Origin of the sequence: Acidovorax delafieldii, from assembly GCF_007993815.1 — a bacterium.
Taxonomy (GTDB): domain Bacteria; phylum Pseudomonadota; class Gammaproteobacteria; order Burkholderiales; family Burkholderiaceae_C; genus Acidovorax; species Acidovorax delafieldii.
Genome location: NZ_VJWE01000011.1, coordinates 907075 through 925996, shown reverse-complemented (window position 1 = coordinate 925996; position 18922 = coordinate 907075). Strand labels below are relative to the sequence as shown.

The window sequence follows — 18922 nt, the reverse complement described above, 5'->3', positions numbered from 1 at the left end:
TGATACAAATCTCAACCCGGCCGTCTGTTCACCAGCACGATGCCTGCCGCCACCAGCACCAGCGCCGCCACCAGCCCGGGCGTCACGGGCTCACCCAGCCACAGCGCGCCAAACAGCAGCGCAAACACCGGCGTGAGGAACACAAACACCGAGATCTTGGTGGCCGGGTAGTGCGCCAGCATCCACATCCAGGCGAGGTAGCTCACAAACGCACCCACCAGCGCCTGCACCAGCAGCGAGCCCCATGCAAAGCCGCTGAACTGCCAGACCCAGGCCTCACCCAGGCCCAGCGATAGCACTGGCAATACCGCCGTGCTCACCGCCACTTGATAGAAAAGCTGCTTGGCGGGGGCCACACGCGCCAGCGGCGTGGTGCGGATGACCACCGTGGTCAGCGCCCACATCAGGCCTGCGGCCAGTCCTAGCAAATCTCCCAGCCAGCCTTTGGGCAGCGCCGTGCTGGCATGGCCCAGCAGCCCGTCGCCCAGTGCCAGCCCCACGCCCACAAATGCCGCCGCCAGGCCCAGCCACTGCCAGCCCTGCAGGCGCTCACCGGGGATGAAACGCGGCAGCAGCAGTGCCACCCAGAAGGGCGACGCATACAAGAACACCGTGAGCCGCGAGGCGGTGGTGTACTGCAGCCCCAGATAGATGCACGCAAACTCGCCGGCAAACAACGCCCCCGCCAGCAGTCCGGCACGCGTGGCCCCGGCGGGCTCGCCCGCGCCGGAAAGGCCTACACCACGCCACAAGCACCAGGCCGCCACCGCGACCGTGGCCAGCGCAAAGCGCACAAAGGCCTGGAACACGGGCGCCACCTCAGCCACTGTGGCCTTGACTAGCACCTGCTGGAAGCCCCAGAACATGCAGCAGGCGAGCAGCAGGGAGATAGCCAGGGCGTCGATGTGTGTTTTGAGGGTGGAAGGCATCGGCGCATTATCAAAGGGCGCGCTGGGTCTGCCGGTCTCCTGGGTGCATCCGCTGGCCTTCTTGCAGTCCGCTGTGAATGCCGAAAAAGCGCATACGGACGCTTACACAGGCCCACGGTACACTTTGCGCCTTCTGAAACAGGTTACCGCGCTCCTTTTTCCCATCCCCCTCATGGCCCTTACGACGGCGGCGCAGTCCCGCTCCAGCTTTGACCTCAAGAGCGCCTCGCTGCCAGTGGTGGCGGTGTTGCTCAAGACCACCGACGCCGCCCAGTTCGTAGCCGATCTGGCCGAGCGCGTGGCCGACGCCCCGGGATTTTTTGACAACGACCCCGTATTGATCGACCTGGCGCCCGTGCGTGAGGCCGAAGCACCCATCGACTTTGCCGCCATCGCAGCAGCGCTGCGCCAGCACAACACCCTGCCCGTGGCCGTGCGTGGCGGCAGCACTGCCCAGATGGAGGCTGCGCGCGCCGCGGGCCTGGCCGCAGCACCCGACGCGCCTCCCGCGCGTGCCGAGGCGCCAGCGCCGGTGCAGGAGGTGGTGCGTGAGGTGATCCGCGAAGTCGAGGTGGAAGTGGTACGCGAAGTGCCCATGCCCGGCCCCGGCACCGTGGTGGTGGACAAGCCCTTGCGTTCTGGCCAGCAGGTCTATGCGCGCGGCGCCGACCTGGTGGTGATGGCGGTGGTGAGCTTTGGCGCCGAGGTGATTGCCGACGGCAACATCCACGTTTATGCCCCGCTGCGTGGCCGCGCAATTGCCGGTGCGCGGGGCAACACGGAAGCCCGCATCTTTTCGACCTGCCTGGAGCCGCAACTGGTCTCCATCGCAGGCATCTACCGCACCACCGAGACCGAGCTGCCTGCCGATGTGCGCGGCAAGCCGGCCCAGGTGCGGCTGGAAGGCGAGAAGCTCCTCATCGAGCCGCTGGCCTGAGCCCTTCATTCCCCATTCGTACCAACCCCACAGAGAATCAGCAACACATGGCCAAAATCGTCGTCGTGACCTCCGGCAAAGGTGGCGTGGGCAAGACCACCACCAGCGCCAGCTTTGCCACCGGCCTCGCCCTGCGCGGCCACAAGACCGCCGTGATCGACTTTGACGTCGGCTTGCGCAACCTGGACCTCATCATGGGCTGCGAACGCCGCGTGGTGTACGACCTCATCAACGTCATCCATGGCGAGGCCAACCTGAACCAGGCGCTCATCAAGGACAAGCAGTGCGACAACCTGTTTGTGCTGGCCGCCAGCCAGACACGCGACAAGGATGCGCTCACGCAAGATGGCGTCGAGAAGGTCCTCAAGGACCTGGCCGCGATGGACTTTGAATACATCGTCTGCGACTCGCCTGCCGGCATTGAAAGCGGCGCCCTGATGGCCATGCACTTCGCCGACGAGGCGCTGCTGGTGACGAACCCCGAAGTGTCTTCGGTGCGCGACTCCGACCGTATCCTGGGCATGCTGGGCAGCAAGACCAAGCGTGCGATTGACGGCGGCGAGCCCATCAAGGAACACCTGCTCATCACGCGCTACAACCCCAGCCGCGTGCAGGACGGCCAGATGCTGAGCCTGGAAGACATCCAGGACATCCTGCGCATCAAACTGATCGGCGTGATTCCCGAGTCGGAAGTGGTGTTGCAGTCGTCCAACCAGGGCACGCCCGCCATCCATGCGCAGGGCAGCGATGTGAGCGAGGCATACAAGGACGTGATCGACCGCTTCCTGGGGCAGGACAAGCCGCTGCGTTTCATTGACGCCGAAAAGCCCGGCTTCTTCAAACGCCTGTTCGGGAGCAAATAGCTATGGCTTCTTTTCTGTCCTTCCTGCTCGGCGAGAAGAAAAAAACCGCCAGCGTTGCCAAGGAGCGGCTGCAGATCATCCTGGCGCACGAGCGCAACGGCCGCAATGCGTCTGAGCCCGACTACCTGCCCGCGCTGCAGCGCGAGCTGGTGGCGGTGATCTCCAAGTACGTCAAGATCAATCCCGACGACCTCAAGGTGCACCTGGAACGCCAGGACAACCTGGAAGTGCTGGAAGTCAAGATCGAGCTGCCCGATACCGTGCGATAGGCAGCCAATGCCACCGGGCCACGCAATCCCATCGTGCCCCGGTATCGCCCCAGACCCTGCCCCGCAACCCTGCGCGGCAGGGTTTCTTTTTGGGCCGGCGTGGCCTGATTTGGCCTGACAATTGCTAGATGTACTAGGGTAATCCCTAATCTTTCGGCAACAAGGCTCCTGTGGACACAACCTGGAAACTCAGCTGGCAGCGTGCACGCAACCACGAAGGCGTTACGCGCGGCGCGCGTGCCTTGGTGGCCTTGGCCGCCGTGCTGGCCTATGGCTGGTGGGCCGACTGGCAGGCCGAGTTGATGCCGGTGCTGCTGGGCGTGATCGCCAGCGCGCTCACCGAAACCGACGACAGCTGGCGCGGGCGGCTGCGTGCGCAGTGCCTGGCGTTGGCGTGTTTTGGCCTCATGGCGGGGGCAGTCTGGGCGGCGGTGTCCTGGCCCTGGGTGCTGATGGGGGTGATGGCGCTGCTGGCCTTCGGCATCACCATGCTGGGGGCGCTGAGCGAGCGCTACCGCGCCATTGCCTTTGGTTCGCTCATCCTGTTCATCTATGCGGGGCTGGCCGCCCACAGCAGCCGAGCGGGCGCGGGTGATGCCATTCCCCGCATGCTGGCCGGTGCTGCCTGGTACGGGGTGGTGTCGGTGCTGTGGCATGCCGTGCTGCCGCGTGCACCGGTGCGCTACCGCCTCGCCAAGCTCTACGCCATGCTGGGCGAATACCTGCGCCTGAAGGCGCTGTTGCTGGAGCCGGTGCGGGATGTGGACCTGGAGCGCCGCCGCATGGCGCTGGCGCTGCACAACGGCCGCGTGGTGGACGCCCTGAACGCCACCAAGGAGAGCCTGATCAGCCGCATGGGTGCGGGCGCACCCCCGCTGTGGCTGCAAACGGCCATGCACCAGTACCTGGCGGCGCAGGACGTGCACGAGCGCGTGAGTTCGTCCCACGAGCATTACGACCTGCTTGCCCAGTCGTTCTTTCACAGCGACGTGCTGTACCGCTGCCAGCGCGTGCTCACGCTGCTGGGCGAACAGGCGCTCAAGCTGTCAGTGGCCATCGAGGCGCAGTCGGTGCCCAAGCACTGGGGCGTGACGGCCCGTGCCATCGAGGACATGCAGGCCGCCGTGGCGCACCTGGAGTCCCAGGCGCAGTCCGCCGGTGCCGCGTCCCTTCCCGCCCAGTCCCGGGCGTTGCGGTCGCTGCATGCGTTGGCCGACAACCTGACCGCGCTGGCCGGGGTGTTTGCCGGTGCGCTGGCGCTGCCAGCTGGCAACGCCGAAGCGGCGGTGGACTACGCACTGTTTGACCGCGAGCCCCGCAGCCTGCGCGATGCCTGGACACGCCTGCGATCGCACTGGCAGCTGCAGTCTCCCTGGCTGCGCCACAGCCTGCGGCTGAGCCTGTCCCTCATGGTGGGCTTTGCCCTGATGCAGGCCACGGCCGATCCGCACGGGTACTGGATCTTGCTGACCATCGTGTTCGTGAGCCAGCCGCAGTACGCGGCCACGCAGACGCGGCTGATGGAGCGCGCCAAGGGCACTGCCATGGGGCTTGCGCTGGGGTGGGCGGTGATCCAGCTGTTTCCGGGCGAGCTGGTGCAGGCCGCCTTGCTGGTGCTTGGGGGCGCGGTGTTTTTTGGGGCGCGGCACACCCGCTATACCCTGGCTACGGCGGCTGTCACCACCTTGTTGCTGCTCAGCTTTCACCAGATGGGCGCGGCCAGCGGCGTGATCTCCGCGCGCCTGCTCGATACCGTGGTCGGCTGCGTGATCGCCGCCGTCGCCTCATGGCTGGTGCTGCCGTCGTGGCAGTCGCGCCACTGGCCCCGGCTGGCCGCCCAGGTGCTGCAGACCCAGGCGTTGTACCTGCGGGAGATCCTGGCGCAGTACCAGGGCGGCAAGTGCGACCACCTGGCCTACCGCCTGGCCCGGCGCAATGCCCACAATGCGGATGCCGCACTGTCCAACTCGTACAGCGCCATGCTCAAGGAGCCCTTGCATGTACGTGGCAACGCCGAGGTGGTGGGGCATTTCCTGTGCCTGTCGCACACCCAGCTCAACTACCTGTCGGCCCTGGGTGCCCAGCGCGGTGGTGCGGCGGCCCAGCCCATGGACGAGGCCACGCGTGAACTGGCGCAAAGCCTGCTGGCGTCCCTGCAGCAATTGGCGCTGGAGCTGGAGCGCGCGCAGCAGTCAGGCCGGGTGCGTAAGTCCCACAGCGCCCCGGCAGTGGCACAGGTGCTGCGCGAGTGGGGCACGGTACCGGCAGCGCCCTGTGCGCACAGCCTCATGGCGGCGCAGCTGCAGCTGGTGGGCAAGGTGTTCCCACAGCTGCAGGCGCAGGCGCGCCAGCTGGTGATCACGGAATAACCTGGGTGGAGTGCGGCGCGCGAATGCTGCCGCAGCCGGGTCAGCGTGCGTGCTTGGCGAACTTGCCCGCAAATGCCTGGGCAATGCTCAGCCCGCGTTGCCCCGCGACCAGCGTGGCGGTCTGCCCGGCGGCGATGGTGCCGGGCCGGTCCACCGCCAGGTAGTAGCCGCAGCATCCCGCCACCGCCATGGCGCGGCCGGCTTGGGCAAAACCCATCACGGCATTGAACTTGAAGCAGGGCTCGCGGGGGGCCGTCACGCGCAGCACGCAGTCCGGGAAATGCCACTCGTCGCCCACAAACACCTCATGCTCCAGCGGTCCGTCAATGGTGAGGTTCTCGCCCATGAAGCCTGGTGGCAGCGCCTCGTCGAACAGGCTCACGCCCCGCTCGCGGCGTTGGGCCTGCCAGAACGCATAGTGCGCTGCGGGGTAGGCATACACCGCCTTGGCCAGACCGCCGTGCACGCTCAGGTCGGCCTGCTCGTCGCCCGCCAGCCCCAGTGGGCCCACAGACACGGGGTCGGTGACGGATGTTTTGCCGATAGCGGTGAGCACCGACCGCTCGCCCACCTTCAGGCGGCGGGCGGAGCCGACATTCACGTGGCGTACGACGATGAAGGGCGCCGTCACAGCGGGTGCTCGGTGTAGAACTTGCCGCCGTGGTACAGCAGGGGCGACGCGCCCTCGCGGTGCTCGCAGCGCTCCACCTCGCCCACGAAGATGGTGTGGTCACCCTCCTTGTACTGGCTGCGGTTGAAGCACTCGAACGTGGCGGCGGCACCGGCCAGCAGCGGCGCGCCGCTGATACCGGGGCGGTGCTCCAGGCCGGCCCAGCGGTCGATGCCGCGGGTGGCGAACCGTTCGGCCAGGTCTTTCTGGTCCGCTGCCAGCACATGGATGGCGTAGTGTGAGCCGTTGGCAAACGCCGGCATGGTGCTGGCGCCATGCGACAGGCTCCACAGCACCAGCGGGGGCTCCAGCGACACCGAATTGAACGAGCTGGCCGTGAGCCCCACCAGTTCATCCGCGGCATTGCGGGCGGTCACGATGGTCACACCCGTGGCGAACATGCCCAGCGCATTGCGGAATTCGCGGGTCGAAAAGCTCGGCGGTAGGGCGAGGGCGGGGCGGGGGAGCGATGGGTTCACAAAAGCGGCGCCAGCGGTGGCGGCGTGGAGGCAAGCAACAGGACCTATTATCAGGCGCCACCCTCCGCTGCGCTGTTGCGGGGTTTACTTCTGCTTTTCACCGCATGGCTGCACTGCTCCCTACCTTCACCACCCTCGGCTCCGGCCCTACCGTGCTCATGCTGCACGATGCCGATGGCGACCACCTTACCTTTGCGCCCCAGGTGGAGACCCTGGCCACTGCAGGCTACCGGGCCGTGGCCTGGGACATGCCAGGTTATGGCCGCAGTGCGCCCGTGGAGCCCTACACCTTCAAGGCGCTGGCACAAAGCTGCCTGGCGTTGATCGACGCGCTGCGCTGTGGCCCCGTCACCCTCGTCGGCCACGGCATGGGCGCCATGGTGGCGCTGGAGGCCGCCGTGCGCGATGCGTCCAAGGTGCGCCGCATGGTGCTGTGCGCAGGCGGCCCGGCGCTGGATGCCCAGGCCGTGCAAGACTGGGTGGCACCGCGCGAGCAGGCCCTCAAGGCCCTGGATGCGGGCGGCAGCATGGAACAACTGGCACAGACCCTGGTGCCGCAGTGCATCGGCACCGGCGCCCTGCCCGAAGGCGTACGGCTGGCGGGCCATGCACTGGGCCAGGTGTTCCCGGGCGCTTACCGCCGCGCCCTGGAGGCCCTGCCCACGTTTGACCGGGGTGCCGCCGCGCTGGCGCATTTGGCCATGCCGGTGCTGCTGGTGGGCGGTGATCAGGACCGGTGCACTCCCCCCGCAGCCTTGCAGGCGCTGGCCCAGGTGTTGCCCGATGCGCAGACGGTGCTGCTGCCGCATGTGGGGCATTGGCCCCAGCTGGAAGACCCCGAGGGGTTTGACGCTGCGCTGCTCGATTTTCTGGCCCACCGGCGCACGCTGCACTGACCCTTTTGATCTTGGCTCGCCCGGCCGCCGCGCCCGGGCATGAACGCTGCCTTCTTTCTCCATGTTGTTTGCCCTCAAGAAAATTCTGTCTGCGCTGCTGTTGCCGCCGGTGTCCAGCATCGTGCTGGCGCTGTTTGGTCTGTGGCTGGCGCGGTACCACCGTCGCACTGGCAACACGCTGGTGGTGCTGTCGCTGTTGTCGGTGCTGGTGTTGTCCTGGCCGCCGGTGTCGGACGCGCTGGTGCGCAGCCTCGAGCGCTACCCCGCCGTCACGCCGCGCCAGTTGCCCGAGGCGAAGGTGCAGGCCATCGTGGTGCTGGGTGGCGGCGCCGACACCGTGGCGCCCGAATACGGGGTGGACGTGCTCAGCCGGGGCGCACGCGAGCGGGTTCGCTATGCCGCCTACCTGCAGCAGCAGACCGGCCTGCCCATTCTGGCCACGGGGGGCTCCACGGGCGGCACACGGGCCGAGGCCCTGGTGATGAAGGACGTGGTGGAGCGGGAGTTCAAGGGCCGCGTGCGCTGGACCGAAGTGGAGTCCCTCGACACCCGCAACAACGCCGAAAAATCGGCTGTGCTGCTCAAGGCCTCGGGCATCGAGCGCATTGCGCTTGTCACCCACGGCTGGCACATGGTTCGGGCGGCGAAGGACTTTGAACACGCCGGGCTGCAGGTGCTGCCTGCGCCCATGGGCTTCAAAGGGGGGCAGTCGCGCAAGCTCTATCGCGTGCTGCCCCGCGCCTCGGCCCTGTCCGACAGCAGCCTGGCGCTGCATGAATGGCTGGGCATAGTGGCCCAGCGTGCTTCGCTGGACCGCTGAGAGCTCGTTGACGATCCCCTGCGAGATCGTCCACAGGCTCTCAGATCAGCCTGCGGCGGGTGTGACCAGGAAGCGGCTGGCGGCTTCCACCGCCTGCGCATCGGCCTGCACGGCGCCCGGGGGTCCGCCCTTGCCCCACAGGGCGCCGCCCCAGGTCATGGACAGGAACTGAGCACACAGCGCCACCGAATCGATCATGGGCTGGGCCTTGGTGCGATCGCCGCTGGTGGTGATGAGCGACAGCGTCTTGCGGCCCATGGCGTCCTTGAAGTCCAGGCCGGGCACGCGCATCCAGGCGCTCCAGTGGTCGAGGTAGGTTTTGAGCGGCGAGGGGATGCTGTACCAGTACACCGGCGCCACCCAAACAATGTGGCTGGCGGCCAGCGTGGCGTCCAGAAGGGTTTTCATGTCGCCCTCAGGCGGTGCGTAGGTGCCGCTGGTGTGGCGCTGGTCCACAAAGGGCGGCAACTGCATGCGTGCGAGGTGGTGCCAGGTTTGCTCCGTGCCCGCAGGCAGGGCCGCTGCGGCCTGCCGCGCCAGCCATTCGGTGTTGCCGAGGTGGCCGGGTTCGCGGGTGGAGGTGGTGAGGAAGAGGTAATGGGGTGCAGACATGGCCGGCATCGTAGCGGCACCGGCCCGTGTCTGCAGGCGCAGGGTGGGCGCCGTCCCTCAGGCCGGGACCACAGCGCGGGGCGCGCGCACGGCTTCGGCACCCAGAAAACCAAAGTTCATCGCAGGCTGTTCGCCACTGATCAGCTCGGCCAGGGCCTTGCCCGAGCCCGCACCGTGCGTCCAGCCCAGCGTGCCGTGGCCCGCGTTGACCCAGAGTTTGCCCACGCGGGTGCGACCGATGAACGGGATGTTGGTGGGCGTGGCGGGGCGCAGGCCGGTCCAGTACTGCGGGTTGCCGCCTTCCTCGGGCGTGCGCGTGTCGCACACGCCGGGCAGGATGGCCTCGATGCGGCGCGAGAGCATGTGGCAGCGCGCGCGGGCCAGGGAGCTGTCGAGTGTCAGGTCCCAGCCGTTGAGCTCGATGGTGCCTGCCACGCGCAGGTGGTTGCCCAGGCGGCTCATGGCGATCTTCTTGCCGTCGTCGATGGTGGAGACCATGGGCGCACCCTCGGGCTTGAGCAGCGGGAAGGTCGCGCTGTAGCCCTTGCCAGGGTAGATCGGCAGGTCCACGCCCACACTGCGCAGCAGCGGAGCGCTGTACGAGCCGCAGGCCACCACGATGGCGTCCGCCTTCAATATGAAGTCTTTTTTGCCGCTTGCGCTAGTGGAATTTGGCATGACTGCTACTGAATCAATAGCATTGCCAATCTTGTTCAGCCGCAGCACATCGTGGCCGTACAGGAACTGCACGCCGCGCGCTGCGCAGCGGCGGGCCAGTTCCTGGGTGAAGACCCGTGCATCGCCGCTTTCGTCAGTGCTGGTGTAGGTGCCGCCGGTGATCTTGTCGCCGTAGGCCTTGAAGGCCGGTTCGATCTGCAGCAGCTCGTCGCGGCTCACCAGGCGGCGCTGCACGCCATGCTTGCGCATCAGCTCCACGGCATGGCCTGCGGCGTCAAACGATTTCTGGTCGGTGTAGAAGTGGGCAATGCCGCGTTCGAGCCGGTTGTATTCGATGCCCGTGGTTTTCACCAGGTCCTTCAGCGCGGCATGGCTGTAGGCGCCCAGCGCCACAATCTGCTGCACATTGCGCTCGAACGCCGCGTCGTTGCACTGTGCCAGGAACTGCAGGCCCCAGCGCCATTGCTGCCAGTCCATCTGCGGGCGAAACAGCAGCGGCGCTTCCTTGTCGAACATCCACTTGAGCGCCTTGAGAGGCGCCTCGCGGTTGGCCCAGGGCTCGCAGTAGCTCACCGAGATCTGTGCCGCATTGGCAAAGCTGGTTTCGAGCGCGGCATCGGGCTGGCGGTCGATCACGATGACTTCGTGACCGCGTTCCAGCAGGTGCCACGCCGTGCTGATGCCGATGATGCCGGCGCCGAGAACAATGGTTTTCATATGCGGAATGCCTTGTGAGCCTGTGCGTGCCACACGCCCCAGTGCGGGACACGATGGGGCGCAGTGTGCGCGACATTGCATTCAACTAAAAGCAAAATTAAACTTACTCCAAAAACATCAGCGCACCTAATGAATGGCGCTGCGGAGACAACCCTCTTTTGTTCGAGCCAGAGACCATGAGCACCTACGATCCCGCCGCCCTGGAATGCCTTGCCGCCATCGTTGAAGAGGGCGGCTTCGAGCGCGCCGCGCAGCGCCTGAACGTCACGCAGTCGGCCGTCTCGCAGCGCCTGCGCGCGCTGGAGGCGCAGGTGGGCTCGGTGCTCATCGTGCGCAGCCGCCCGCTGCGGCCCACGTCGGCCGGGCAGCTGCTGCTCAAGCACACCAAGCAAATGCGCCTGTTGCGCGCCGACCTGGAGCGCGACCTGCAGGAGCTGGCGCCCAGCGCGCCGGGGGGCTCGCGCGAAGACGAGCGCATCTCGATCGCCATCAACGCCGACAGCATCGCCACCTGGGCCATGGGTGCGCTGCACGATCTGGTGCGCCAGCGCCTGCCGCTCGAAATCATCGTGGACGACCAGGACTTCACGCAGGAATGGCTGCGCTCGGGCCAGGTGCTGGGCTGTGTGACCACGCTCAAGCAGGCGCTGCGTGGTTGCAAGATGGTGCCGCTCGGCGCCATGCCCTATGTGGCGGTGGCGTCGGCCAGTTACGCGCAGCAGTACCTGCCGCAGGGGCTGACGCCCCACAACTTCCGCGACGTGTCTTTTTTGTCGTTCAACCGCAAGGACGACATGGCGGCCGAGTTTGTGGCCCGTGCGTTCGGGCTCAAGCGCGTGGCGCTCAACCACCTGTTTGTGCCGGGCTCTGAGGCGCAGATGCGTGCGGTGGCCGCTGGCTGGGCCGTGGGGGTGATGCCCGAGCTGATGGCGCGGCAGGCGCTGGCCGACGGCAGCATGGTGGACCTGGCCCCAGGCCGCTCACTGCCGATCCAGCTCTATTGGCATTGCTGGAACCTGGAATCCGAGCTGCTGGATGCATTGTCGGCAGCGCTGACGGGCGCCGCGGCCCAGGCGCTGGTGTCCTGACACGGCCTTGCTGTTCGCCACATGCGGGGCGCAAGGCACGGTTTGTGCTGTCAAAAACGTGAACGACGTAGTTGCATTGCAACTTAGTCATTTATTTTTTTACTGCAATGTATAAAATGGACGCCATGCAAACGCCGCAACCCAAAGTCTCTTTCAAGGAGCAGATGCATCAGGCCCGCGAGGATGCCATCCTCCAGTCCGCCTGCCGCCTGCTGGGCGAAAAAGCCTTCGACGCCATGACCATGGACGACGTGGCCAACGCCGTCGGTATCGCCAAGGCCAGCCTGTACAAGCATTTCTGCAGCAAGGAAGAGCTGTGCAGCGCCGCCATGGTGCAGATCCTGGGGCGCGTACAGGCTTATCTGGCAGGGTTGCCGGCCGACATGCCGCCGCTGGAAAAGCTGCATGCGCTGGTGCGCTGGTCGCTGGAGCGGCTGCTGACCAACGAGATGCCCCTGCTGCCCAGCCGCAACTCCACGCTGCGTGCGGTGCTCATGGCCAACAAGGACTACCTGAACGGACTGGTGGCCGTGAGCGACCAGATCGGCGAATGGATCACCCAGGCCCAGGCCCAGGGGGTGATCAGCCCCACGCTGCCACCGCTGGTCGTGCTGTACACCCTGTATGCGCGTGCGTGCGACCCGGTGGTGAGCTTCCTCAAGGAAGGCGGGCAGTACTCGGACGCCGAAATCGTGGACCTGGTGGTGCGCACCTGTTTTGACGGCCTGGCGGCGCGTTGAGCCGGGCGGCTTCATAGGCCACACAGCAAAAAGCCCGGCACGCCGGGCTTTTTGCTGTGTGGGTGCTGCGCCGGTGGAGCCGCGCAGCACCTGGGGCCCTGTCACTTCGGCAGGATCACCTTGTCCACCACGTGGATCACGCCGTTGCTGGTGAATACGTCGGTCGCCACAATATTGCTGGTGCGCATGTTCTGGTCGGTGATCACCAAGCTGGAATTGATGCTGAAGGTCTGGCCCTGCACGGTGGTGATGGCGGTGTTCACAGGCACTTCGGCCTTGAGCACGCGCGCGGGCACCACGTGGTAGGTCAGCACCTGGGTCAGCAGGGTCTTGTTGGCCAGCAACGCGTCCTTGGTCACGCCCAGCTCGGTCAGCAGCGCCGCAAACGCGGCGTTGGTGGGGGCAAACACGGTGAAAGGGCCCGCGCCTTGCAGTGTGCTCACCAGGCCCGCGGCCACTACGGCCTCGACGAGGATGCTGAAGTCCGGCAGGGCCGAGGCCGTGGCCACGATGTCCTTGTCGGCGGGCAGCAGCACCTTGTCCACCAGATGCACCACGCCGTTGCTGGCCTGGATGTCGGTGCTGGTGATGGTGCTCACGCGGTTGCGGCCATCGGTGATCTTCAGGCCGTTGTTCGACTCGACCTTGAAGAAGCCGCCCGACACCGGCGTGATCGCCTTGCCCAGAGGCACATCAGCCCGCATCACCTTGCTGCCCAGCACGTGGTAGGTCAGCACGGCGGTCAGCAGGGGCTTGTTGGCCAGCAGCGCTTCCTTGGTCACGCCCAGTTCGGTCAGCAACGCCGCAAACGCCGCGTTGGTGGGCGCGAACACGGTGAGCGTGCCTGTGCTCAGCGTGGGCGCCAGGCCAGCTGCGACCACGGCTTCGACCAGGATGCTCAGCTCGGGGGTGTTTTGCGCCAGCTCGACGATGTTGCGCTGGGGTTCGTCGTCGCTGCCCCCGCAGGCCTGCAACAGGGTGGTGCTGGCGCCCAGGGCGGCGGCCATCAGGACGGTGCGGCGATTGAATACGGTGTTCATGGCGGCTTCTCCTCGTGAATGGATGGTGGGTGAAAAGAGCGGTGGTGCCTGTGGCTTACTTGGGCATCAGCACCGTGTCGATCGCATGGATCACGCCGTTGCTGGCGGCCACGTCGGCGGCGATGACCTTGGACTGGTCCACCATCACGCCCATGTTGGTGGTGACGGTGAGTTCCTGGCCTTGCACGGTCTTGACCTTGCCCGCCTTCACATCCTTGGCCATGACCTTGCCGGGCACCACGTGGTAGGTCAGCACCTTGGTCAGTGCGGCCTTGTCAGCCAGCAGGCCGTCCAGCGTGGCCTTGGGGATCTTGGCGAACGCTTCGTCGGTGGGGGCAAACACTGTGAACGGGCCGGGGCCCTTGAGGGTTTCCACCAGACCGGCGGCCTGCACGGCGGCCACCAGGGTCTTGAAGTTGCCCGCCTTCACGGCGGTATCGACGATGTCTTGCGCCATGGCGCTGAAGGTGGCGCCAGCGGTCAAAGCGAGTGCAATCAGGGTCTTCTTCATGGGTCGTTCCTCTCGGTTTCGATGGAAATGACACGCCAAGATGGGCGTGGCGCGAATGTATAACCATTTGGTACAAAAGTAAACTGATTGGTTATTCAATAACCCTTTGGTCGTAACGAGATGAAAAAAAGCCCTGCAAGGCAGGGCTTTGGGGTGGGCGTTGCGCCGTTGTGCGCTGTGGACCTGTGCGTTCAGCGAACGATCAGCAGCGGCACCTTGCTGTGGGCCAGCACCTGGGTGGTCACCGAGCCCATCACCAGCGTGGCGATGGCGCCATGGCCGTGCGAGCCCATGACCAGCAGGTCGAACTTGCCGGTGTCTGCCACCTTGGCAATGGTCTCGCCCACCGCGCCGACCTTGACGCTGCGCTTGGCATCCACCCCGTGGCGGCCCAGGAACTTGCACACCGGGGCGAGGATTTTTTCGGCTTCTTCCGCGTGGTAGTTGTCGACCACTTCCTTGCCCAGCGCGGCGCGTGCGCGGGGAGGCAGCGGGGCCTGCACCGTCAGCACGGTGTAGGTGTGGGTGCCGCCCAGCAGTTCTTCGTGGGTGGCCAGGTAGGCCAGCATTTTCTTGGTGTAGGCGCTGCCATCGACAGCAAGCAGGATGTTCATGGTGTTCTCCGAAAAAGGATGAAGCAGACTACTCTGCGCGGGTGCCTGTTGTCTTGACCTGGGTCATGTTGTTCTGTTCGGCGCGTGGCGGATTCGTACGAACCGCGCACCGATCATACGGTGACCATGCAGCGCGGCTGAAACGCTATCTGCTCGCCCTTGCGCGCATAACCCAGCGGGTTGGCCACCACCCGGCACTGCCAGGCGGAGCCATCGCTGTGCGTGCCCTGGGCGGTGTAGTCGCTGGGCGCATGCAGGTGGCCGTGTAGCCACAGCGGGGTGTACATCAGCAGGTCGTCCAGCGCGTTGCAAAACCCCGCCGTGCCAGGCACCAGGCCGTAGCGGGGGTCGGCGCTGCGCAGGCTGGGCGCAAAGTGGGTGACAACCACGGTGGCACCGTCAAATGGCTGCTGCAGCGCATCGCGCAGCCACTGCTGGCAGACCAGCGCCTGATCGCGCATGGGTTCGGCCAGAAACGGCTCCGCGTGGCGCGTGCCACCGGTCTTGCGCAGGTAGAAGTTGGCCGCGCGAAAAGCCTTGTCGCGCAGCTTGAGCCGGCGCGTGAGGTCGGTGGTGCCTTCGTGGTCGGCCAGCGCGTCGAAATCGCTCCAGAGCGTCGTGCCGACAAAGCGCACGCCTTGCAGCACCAGGGTTTCACGTTCGAGCCACGCAATGCCCAGGCGGTCGCAGGTCCGGCGCAGCCGCAGGTGCGCGGCATCGAAGTCCTGGGCGTCGTACTCATGGTTGCCGGGCACAAACAGCACGGGGGTCGGCCAGCCTGCATATTGGGACAACGGCGAAAACCGGGCCAGGCCGAAGTCGTCGTCGTCCAGTTGAGAGCCCTGCTGGTAGGAGCCCACGTCCCCCGCCAGCACCAGCACATCCGCGCCAAGGGCGGGCTCGGGCACAAAGTAGGGGTGTGCCTCCAGATGGAGGTCGGACAAAAGCTGGATATTCATCAGCCGTGCAGTCTAAGGCGTGCCGTGCAGGTCCTGCCCCGGAAAGGTGCGCCGTGCTGACCGTGCAAGCGCCTGCAGCAGCCAGGTCATTGCAGCCTGCTGGGGGCCGCGCCGGCGCCACAGGGCATCCACGTGCACGGCGGGCACGTCCAGCGGCAAAGCCCGTTGCACCAAGGCGTCGGCGATGCCGGTCACTGGCACAAAGTGGCGCGGCAGCACGGTCAGCAGGTCCGAGCCCGACACCACCCGACCGGCCGTGAAGAATTGGTTGACCGTGATCACCACCTTGCGCTCGCGGCCCAGCGACGCCAGGGCTTCGTCGATGAAACCAAAGGGCCGGCCCGAAAAACTCACCAGCATGTGCCGCGCTGCACAGTAGGTGTCCAGCGTCAGGGGCGCGTCGGCCAGAGGGTGGCCCTGGCGCATCACGCACACGTATTCGCCGTCGTACAGCCGGCGGCTTTCAAAGGCGACCACGCCGCCTGATTGCGCCCGCGCGGTGAGGTCGGCCAGTGCCGCTGGAAAGTAACCCACAGCCATGTCGGCCGCCTCTTCTTCGAGCAGACGCCGGGGGTCGCGCGTGGTCAGCGGCAGCACGCGGATGGAGATGCCGGGGGCTTCGCGCTCGATGATCTCCACCAGGGCCGGCACCAGCGTCGCCGCCGTGGCATCGGCCATCGCCAGCACAAAGGTGGACTCCGCCGTTGCCGGGTCAAAGTGCCCCGGCGCCAGGGACTCCTGCAAATGGGCCAGGGCCTCGCGCACGGGCGGCCACAGGGCCAGCGCACGTGGCGTGGGCTCCACCCCCTGGCCGCTGCGCACCACCAGTTCATCGCCCACCACATCGCGCAGGCGCCGCATGGCATTGCTGACGGCCGGCTGGGTGATAGACAGCTTGTGCGCAGCCCGGGTGAGGCTGCGCTCTGCCATCACCTCGTCAAAGACGCGCAGCAGGTTCAGGTCCAGGGAGCGGAAGTTCAGGGGAGTCATGGTCACCCGAGAGCATATTCATCACTGATATGAATATCAATGATTCAAAATATAAACTTGAACATGCAAAGGGTAAACCCTAATATCACCCCATCGCCCGGCAATCTCGCCACAAGCGTTAGAAAAGGGAAACCGAAATGACCGCCTTTGCACACGTTGAGTACCCCACCGAACACCCCGGCGTTGTCCGGGCCGAAAACGCAGCCGCCGCTCTGAAGAGCGCTGCCGCCCATTTTGACGGCGCGCGTGGCGCAGCCTCCCTGCTGTTGGCCGCCGTGGTCTCCGCGCTGCTGGTGGTGGCCAACCAAGTCATCGACACCTGGACCGAAGGCCACCTGCTGGCTGCCTGGATGGTGCTGTGGCTCGTGGCCTTTGCGGCCCTGGCGCTCCTGACCAGCCCCGCCCGCCGCGCCGGTGTTGCGCTGCGCGACACTGCGCTGGCATGGGCTGAAAGCCGTCGCCGCGCTGCTGAAGATCAGCGCACCTGGCAAGTCGCCCTGAAGGACCCACGGATCATGGCTGAACTGAACCATGCCATGGGTATTCCCACTGTGAACAGCATCCGCAAGTACTACTGAAGCATTTTGCGCGGCGCACGCTGCGCAGAGACTCCCATTCAAAGCCGTGGCCAACGCCACGGCTTTTTTTATGCCCCGTTGCGCCCCGCGTGCAGTCTGTTCTTGCAGTGTCCGCACGAAAAAAAGCCGCCCCGCAAGGGCGGGACGGCTTTGAATGGTCAGCTTCCTTGACTGAATGTCGCAGCGTCAGGCTGCCAAACGCTTTTGCAGTTGCGCCTTGGTATCGAGCAGCGCCTTTGGCAGGTGGTAGGCCAGCTGTTCGAAGTGTGCATCGTGCAGCTTGAACTCTTCGGCCCAGGCCGCCTTGTCGATGCTGGTCACGGCGTCAAACTTGTGGGCGCTGAAGTCCAGGCCCGTCCAGTTGATCTCTGCGTACTGCGGGGCCACGCCGAACATGGTTTCCTGGCCTTGGGCCTGGCCTTCGATGCGGTCAATCATCCACTTGAGCACGCGCATGTTGTCGCCATAACCGGGCCAGACGAACTTGCCAGCCTCGTCCTTGCGGAACCAGTTCACGCAGAACACCTTGGGCAGCGCCTTGCCGGTGGCGGCGATTTGGCCTTCCATGTTTAGCCAGTGCTGGAAGTAGTCACTCATGTTGTAGCCGCAGAACGGCAGCATGGCGAAGGGGTCGCGGCGCACCACGCCTTGGGCACCAAAGGCTGCAGCGGTGGTTTCAGAGCCCATGGTGGCAGCCATGTACACGCCTTCCGTCCAGGTGCGGGCTTCGGTCACCAGCGGCACGGTGGTGGAGCGGCGGCCGCCGAAGATGAAGGCATCAATTGGCACGCCATTGGCATCGTCCCACTGGGGGTCGAGCGCAGGGTTGTTGGTGGCAGCCACCGTGAAGCGCGAGTTGGGGTGGGCAGCCTTGGCGCCGGTTTCCTTGGCGATCTGGGGCGTCCAGTCCTTGCCTTGCCAGTCGATCAGGTGGTCCGGCAGCTTGCCGGTGTCCTTTTCCATGCCTTCCCACCAAACGTCGCCGTCGTCCGTCAGGGCCACGTTGGTGAAGATCACGTCCTTGTCCAGGCTGCGCATGCAGTTGGGGTTGGTGTGCATGTTGGTGCCGGGGGCCACGCCGAAGTAGCCGGCCTCAGGGTTGATGGCGTACATCTTGCCGTCGGCATGGGGCTTGATCCAGGCGATATCGTCACCGATGGTGGTGACCTTCCAGCCGGCAAAGCCCGCCTCGGGCGGCACCAGCATCGAGAAGTTGGTCTTGCCGCAGGCGCTGGGGAAGGCCGCTGCCACGTGGTATTTCTTGCCTTGGGGGTTGGTCACGCCCAGGATGAGCATGTGTTCGGCCAGCCAGCCTTGGTCGCGGCCCATGGTGGACGCGATGCGCAGGGCCAGGCACTTCTTGCCCAGCAGCGCGTTGCCGCCGTAGCCCGAGCCGTAGGACCAGATTTCGCGCGTTTCTGGGTAGTGGACGATGTACTTGACCTTGGGGTTGCAAGGCCAGCTCGTCGTGTCCTTCTCGCCTTCGGCCAGGGGCGCGCCCACGGTGTGCATGCAAGGCACGAACTCGCCTTCCACACCCAGCACGTCGTACACGGCCTTGCCCATGCGGGTCATCAGGCGCTGGTTCACGGCCACGTAGGCGCTGTCGGTCAGCTCCACGCCGATGTGGGCGATGTGGCTGCCCAGTGGGCCCATGCTGAACGGCACCACGTACATGGTGCGGCCCTTCATGCAGCCGTCAAACAGTGGCTGCAGCGTGGCGCGCATTTCAGCGGGAGCCATCCAGTTGTTGGTGGGGCCGGCGTCTTCCTTGGCGGCCGAGCAGATGTAGGTGCGGTCTTCCACACGGGCCACGTCCGATGGATCGGACCAGGCCAGGAAGCTGCCGGGGCGCTTGGCGGGGTTCAGCTTCTTGAAGGTGCCAGCATCGACCAGCTGCTGGCACAGGCGGTCGTACTCTTCCTGGGAGCCGTCGCACCAGTAAATGGTGTCGGGTTTGCACAGGGCGGCCATGTCGGCCACCCAGGCGAGCAGCCGGGCGTTTTTGACGTAAGCGGGGGCGTTGAGATTCAGGCCCTGCATCGTGGGTGCGTTCATCGGGGAGCTTCCTAAGTTGAAAAAACGTTTTTTCAAAGGAAGCGGACCGGGCGGGTCACGGCGAGGCCTGGCGCAGTTGCGGTGCTGAGCGCTGCCTTTGAAAAA

Annotated in this window: 20 protein-coding genes; 9 read left to right on the top strand and 11 right to left on the bottom strand. The window is 65.9% G+C overall.

What is annotated here, in order from left to right:
- Positions 1 to 11 precede the first annotated feature (11 nt).
- Entirely contained in the window at positions 12 to 929 is a 918-nt protein-coding gene (locus ATF69_RS06975; RefSeq protein ID WP_146870314.1) for a DMT family transporter, read from the bottom strand.
- Between the two features lie 172 nt (positions 930 to 1101).
- Between ATF69_RS06975 and minC the strand changes: the two genes are divergently transcribed.
- From minC to yccS, 4 genes are all read left to right on the top strand, one after another.
- Positions 1102 to 1866 carry a septum site-determining protein MinC gene (gene minC / locus ATF69_RS06970; protein ID WP_056057065.1) on the top strand — a complete coding sequence of 255 codons (765 nt, stop codon included), beginning with the start codon at positions 1102 to 1104 and terminating at the stop codon, positions 1864 to 1866.
- Between the two features lie 47 nt (positions 1867 to 1913).
- Positions 1914 to 2729 carry a septum site-determining protein MinD gene (gene minD / locus ATF69_RS06965; protein WP_056057067.1) on the top strand — a complete coding sequence of 272 codons (816 nt, stop codon included), beginning with the start codon at positions 1914 to 1916 and terminating at the stop codon, positions 2727 to 2729.
- A gap of 2 nt (positions 2730 to 2731) precedes the next feature.
- Positions 2732 to 2998, top strand: a complete 267-nt coding sequence (gene minE / locus ATF69_RS06960; protein ID WP_015011987.1) for a cell division topological specificity factor MinE — start codon at positions 2732 to 2734, stop codon at positions 2996 to 2998.
- Between the two features lie 170 nt (positions 2999 to 3168).
- Positions 3169 to 5367 carry a YccS family putative transporter gene (gene yccS, locus ATF69_RS06955; protein WP_146870313.1) on the top strand — a complete coding sequence of 733 codons (2199 nt, stop codon included), beginning with the start codon at positions 3169 to 3171 and terminating at the stop codon, positions 5365 to 5367.
- Positions 5368 to 5407: 40 nt separating this feature from the next.
- Here the strand turns inward: yccS and ATF69_RS06950 are convergent, their stop codons facing one another.
- A complete protein-coding gene (locus ATF69_RS06950; protein WP_116748531.1) occupies positions 5408 to 5998 on the bottom strand; it encodes an MOSC domain-containing protein in 591 nt (196 codons plus the stop codon).
- Positions 5995 to 6516, bottom strand: coding sequence for a flavin reductase family protein (locus tag ATF69_RS06945; RefSeq protein WP_146870311.1), 522 nt, complete (start codon positions 6514 to 6516; stop codon positions 5995 to 5997). The genes ATF69_RS06950 and ATF69_RS06945 overlap by 4 nt, the downstream gene beginning before the upstream one ends.
- A gap of 104 nt (positions 6517 to 6620) precedes the next feature.
- Between ATF69_RS06945 and ATF69_RS06940 the strand changes: the two genes are divergently transcribed.
- Both ATF69_RS06940 and ATF69_RS06935 read left to right on the top strand, forming a co-directional pair.
- Positions 6621 to 7412: an alpha/beta fold hydrolase gene (locus ATF69_RS06940; RefSeq protein ID WP_056057073.1), complete on the top strand. Its 792-nt coding sequence runs from the start codon at positions 6621 to 6623 to the stop codon at positions 7410 to 7412.
- A gap of 61 nt (positions 7413 to 7473) precedes the next feature.
- A complete protein-coding gene (locus ATF69_RS06935; RefSeq protein WP_056057075.1) occupies positions 7474 to 8232 on the top strand; it encodes a YdcF family protein in 759 nt (252 codons plus the stop codon).
- Between the two features lie 45 nt (positions 8233 to 8277).
- On the opposite strand, the gene ATF69_RS06930 is transcribed toward ATF69_RS06935, so the two are convergent.
- Both ATF69_RS06930 and ATF69_RS06925 read right to left on the bottom strand, forming a co-directional pair.
- Positions 8278 to 8853 (bottom strand): flavodoxin family protein, encoded by a 576-nt coding sequence (locus ATF69_RS06930; protein ID WP_146870309.1) that lies wholly within the window; start codon positions 8851 to 8853, stop codon positions 8278 to 8280.
- Between the two features lie 48 nt (positions 8854 to 8901).
- A complete protein-coding gene (locus ATF69_RS06925; protein ID WP_056742348.1) occupies positions 8902 to 10239 on the bottom strand; it encodes a D-amino acid dehydrogenase in 1338 nt (445 codons plus the stop codon).
- Positions 10240 to 10415: 176 nt separating this feature from the next.
- On the opposite strand from ATF69_RS06925, the gene ATF69_RS06920 reads away from it, so the two are divergent.
- A complete protein-coding gene (locus ATF69_RS06920) occupies positions 10416 to 11327 on the top strand; it encodes a LysR family transcriptional regulator ArgP (RefSeq protein WP_056057711.1) in 912 nt (303 codons plus the stop codon).
- Between the two features lie 116 nt (positions 11328 to 11443).
- A complete protein-coding gene (locus tag ATF69_RS06915; RefSeq protein ID WP_082522288.1) occupies positions 11444 to 12067 on the top strand; it encodes a TetR/AcrR family transcriptional regulator in 624 nt (207 codons plus the stop codon).
- 101 nt (positions 12068 to 12168) lie between these two features.
- On the opposite strand, the gene ATF69_RS06910 is transcribed toward ATF69_RS06915, so the two are convergent.
- From ATF69_RS06910 to ATF69_RS06890, 5 genes are all read right to left on the bottom strand, one after another.
- Positions 12169 to 13107 carry a fasciclin domain-containing protein gene (locus ATF69_RS06910; RefSeq protein ID WP_146870307.1) on the bottom strand — a complete coding sequence of 313 codons (939 nt, stop codon included), beginning with the start codon at positions 13105 to 13107 and terminating at the stop codon, positions 12169 to 12171.
- A 55-nt stretch (positions 13108 to 13162) separates the two neighbouring features.
- Positions 13163 to 13618, bottom strand: coding sequence for a fasciclin domain-containing protein (locus tag ATF69_RS06905; RefSeq protein WP_146870306.1), 456 nt, complete (start codon positions 13616 to 13618; stop codon positions 13163 to 13165).
- A 191-nt stretch (positions 13619 to 13809) separates the two neighbouring features.
- The gene (locus tag ATF69_RS06900; RefSeq protein ID WP_015011999.1) at positions 13810 to 14232 is read right to left on the bottom strand and encodes a universal stress protein; all 423 of its coding nucleotides are present in this window, start codon (positions 14230 to 14232) and stop codon (positions 13810 to 13812) included.
- A gap of 113 nt (positions 14233 to 14345) precedes the next feature.
- Complete coding sequence (locus ATF69_RS06895; RefSeq protein WP_099731586.1) at positions 14346 to 15191, bottom strand: metallophosphoesterase; 846 nt, start codon at positions 15189 to 15191, stop codon at positions 14346 to 14348.
- 12 nt (positions 15192 to 15203) lie between these two features.
- Positions 15204 to 16181 carry a LysR family transcriptional regulator gene (locus tag ATF69_RS06890; protein ID WP_015012001.1) on the bottom strand — a complete coding sequence of 326 codons (978 nt, stop codon included), beginning with the start codon at positions 16179 to 16181 and terminating at the stop codon, positions 15204 to 15206.
- Between the two features lie 137 nt (positions 16182 to 16318).
- On the opposite strand from ATF69_RS06890, the gene ATF69_RS06885 reads away from it, so the two are divergent.
- Positions 16319 to 16759: a hypothetical protein gene (locus tag ATF69_RS06885; protein ID WP_146870304.1), complete on the top strand. Its 441-nt coding sequence runs from the start codon at positions 16319 to 16321 to the stop codon at positions 16757 to 16759.
- 186 nt (positions 16760 to 16945) lie between these two features.
- Here ATF69_RS06885 and ATF69_RS06880 read toward each other — a convergent pair whose 3' ends face one another.
- Positions 16946 to 18817 (bottom strand): phosphoenolpyruvate carboxykinase (GTP), encoded by a 1872-nt coding sequence (locus tag ATF69_RS06880; protein WP_146870302.1) that lies wholly within the window; start codon positions 18815 to 18817, stop codon positions 16946 to 16948.
- Positions 18818 to 18922 lie beyond the last annotated feature (105 nt).

Coding starts and splice junctions, on each gene's coding strand:
- ATF69_RS06905 (WP_146870306.1), bottom strand. CDS start 13,618: ATGAAGAAGACCCTGATTGCACTCGCTTTGACCGCTGGCGCCACCTTC.
- ATF69_RS06880 (WP_146870302.1), bottom strand. CDS start 18,817: ATGAACGCACCCACGATGCAGGGCCTGAATCTCAACGCCCCCGCTTAC.
- minC (WP_056057065.1), top strand. CDS start 1,102: ATGGCCCTTACGACGGCGGCGCAGTCCCGCTCCAGCTTTGACCTCAAG.
- ATF69_RS06920 (WP_056057711.1), top strand. CDS start 10,416: ATGAGCACCTACGATCCCGCCGCCCTGGAATGCCTTGCCGCCATCGTT.
- ATF69_RS06935 (WP_056057075.1), top strand. CDS start 7,474: ATGTTGTTTGCCCTCAAGAAAATTCTGTCTGCGCTGCTGTTGCCGCCG.
- ATF69_RS06930 (WP_146870309.1), bottom strand. CDS start 8,853: ATGCCGGCCATGTCTGCACCCCATTACCTCTTCCTCACCACCTCCACC.
- minE (WP_015011987.1), top strand. CDS start 2,732: ATGGCTTCTTTTCTGTCCTTCCTGCTCGGCGAGAAGAAAAAAACCGCC.
- ATF69_RS06900 (WP_015011999.1), bottom strand. CDS start 14,232: ATGAACATCCTGCTTGCTGTCGATGGCAGCGCCTACACCAAGAAAATG.
- ATF69_RS06925 (WP_056742348.1), bottom strand. CDS start 10,239: ATGAAAACCATTGTTCTCGGCGCCGGCATCATCGGCATCAGCACGGCG.
- ATF69_RS06915 (WP_082522288.1), top strand. CDS start 11,444: ATGGACGCCATGCAAACGCCGCAACCCAAAGTCTCTTTCAAGGAGCAG.
- ATF69_RS06885 (WP_146870304.1), top strand. CDS start 16,319: ATGACCGCCTTTGCACACGTTGAGTACCCCACCGAACACCCCGGCGTT.
- ATF69_RS06940 (WP_056057073.1), top strand. CDS start 6,621: ATGGCTGCACTGCTCCCTACCTTCACCACCCTCGGCTCCGGCCCTACC.
- ATF69_RS06890 (WP_015012001.1), bottom strand. CDS start 16,181: ATGACTCCCCTGAACTTCCGCTCCCTGGACCTGAACCTGCTGCGCGTC.
- ATF69_RS06975 (WP_146870314.1), bottom strand. CDS start 929: ATGCCTTCCACCCTCAAAACACACATCGACGCCCTGGCTATCTCCCTG.
- ATF69_RS06895 (WP_099731586.1), bottom strand. CDS start 15,191: ATGAATATCCAGCTTTTGTCCGACCTCCATCTGGAGGCACACCCCTAC.
- minD (WP_056057067.1), top strand. CDS start 1,914: ATGGCCAAAATCGTCGTCGTGACCTCCGGCAAAGGTGGCGTGGGCAAG.
- ATF69_RS06910 (WP_146870307.1), bottom strand. CDS start 13,107: ATGAACACCGTATTCAATCGCCGCACCGTCCTGATGGCCGCCGCCCTG.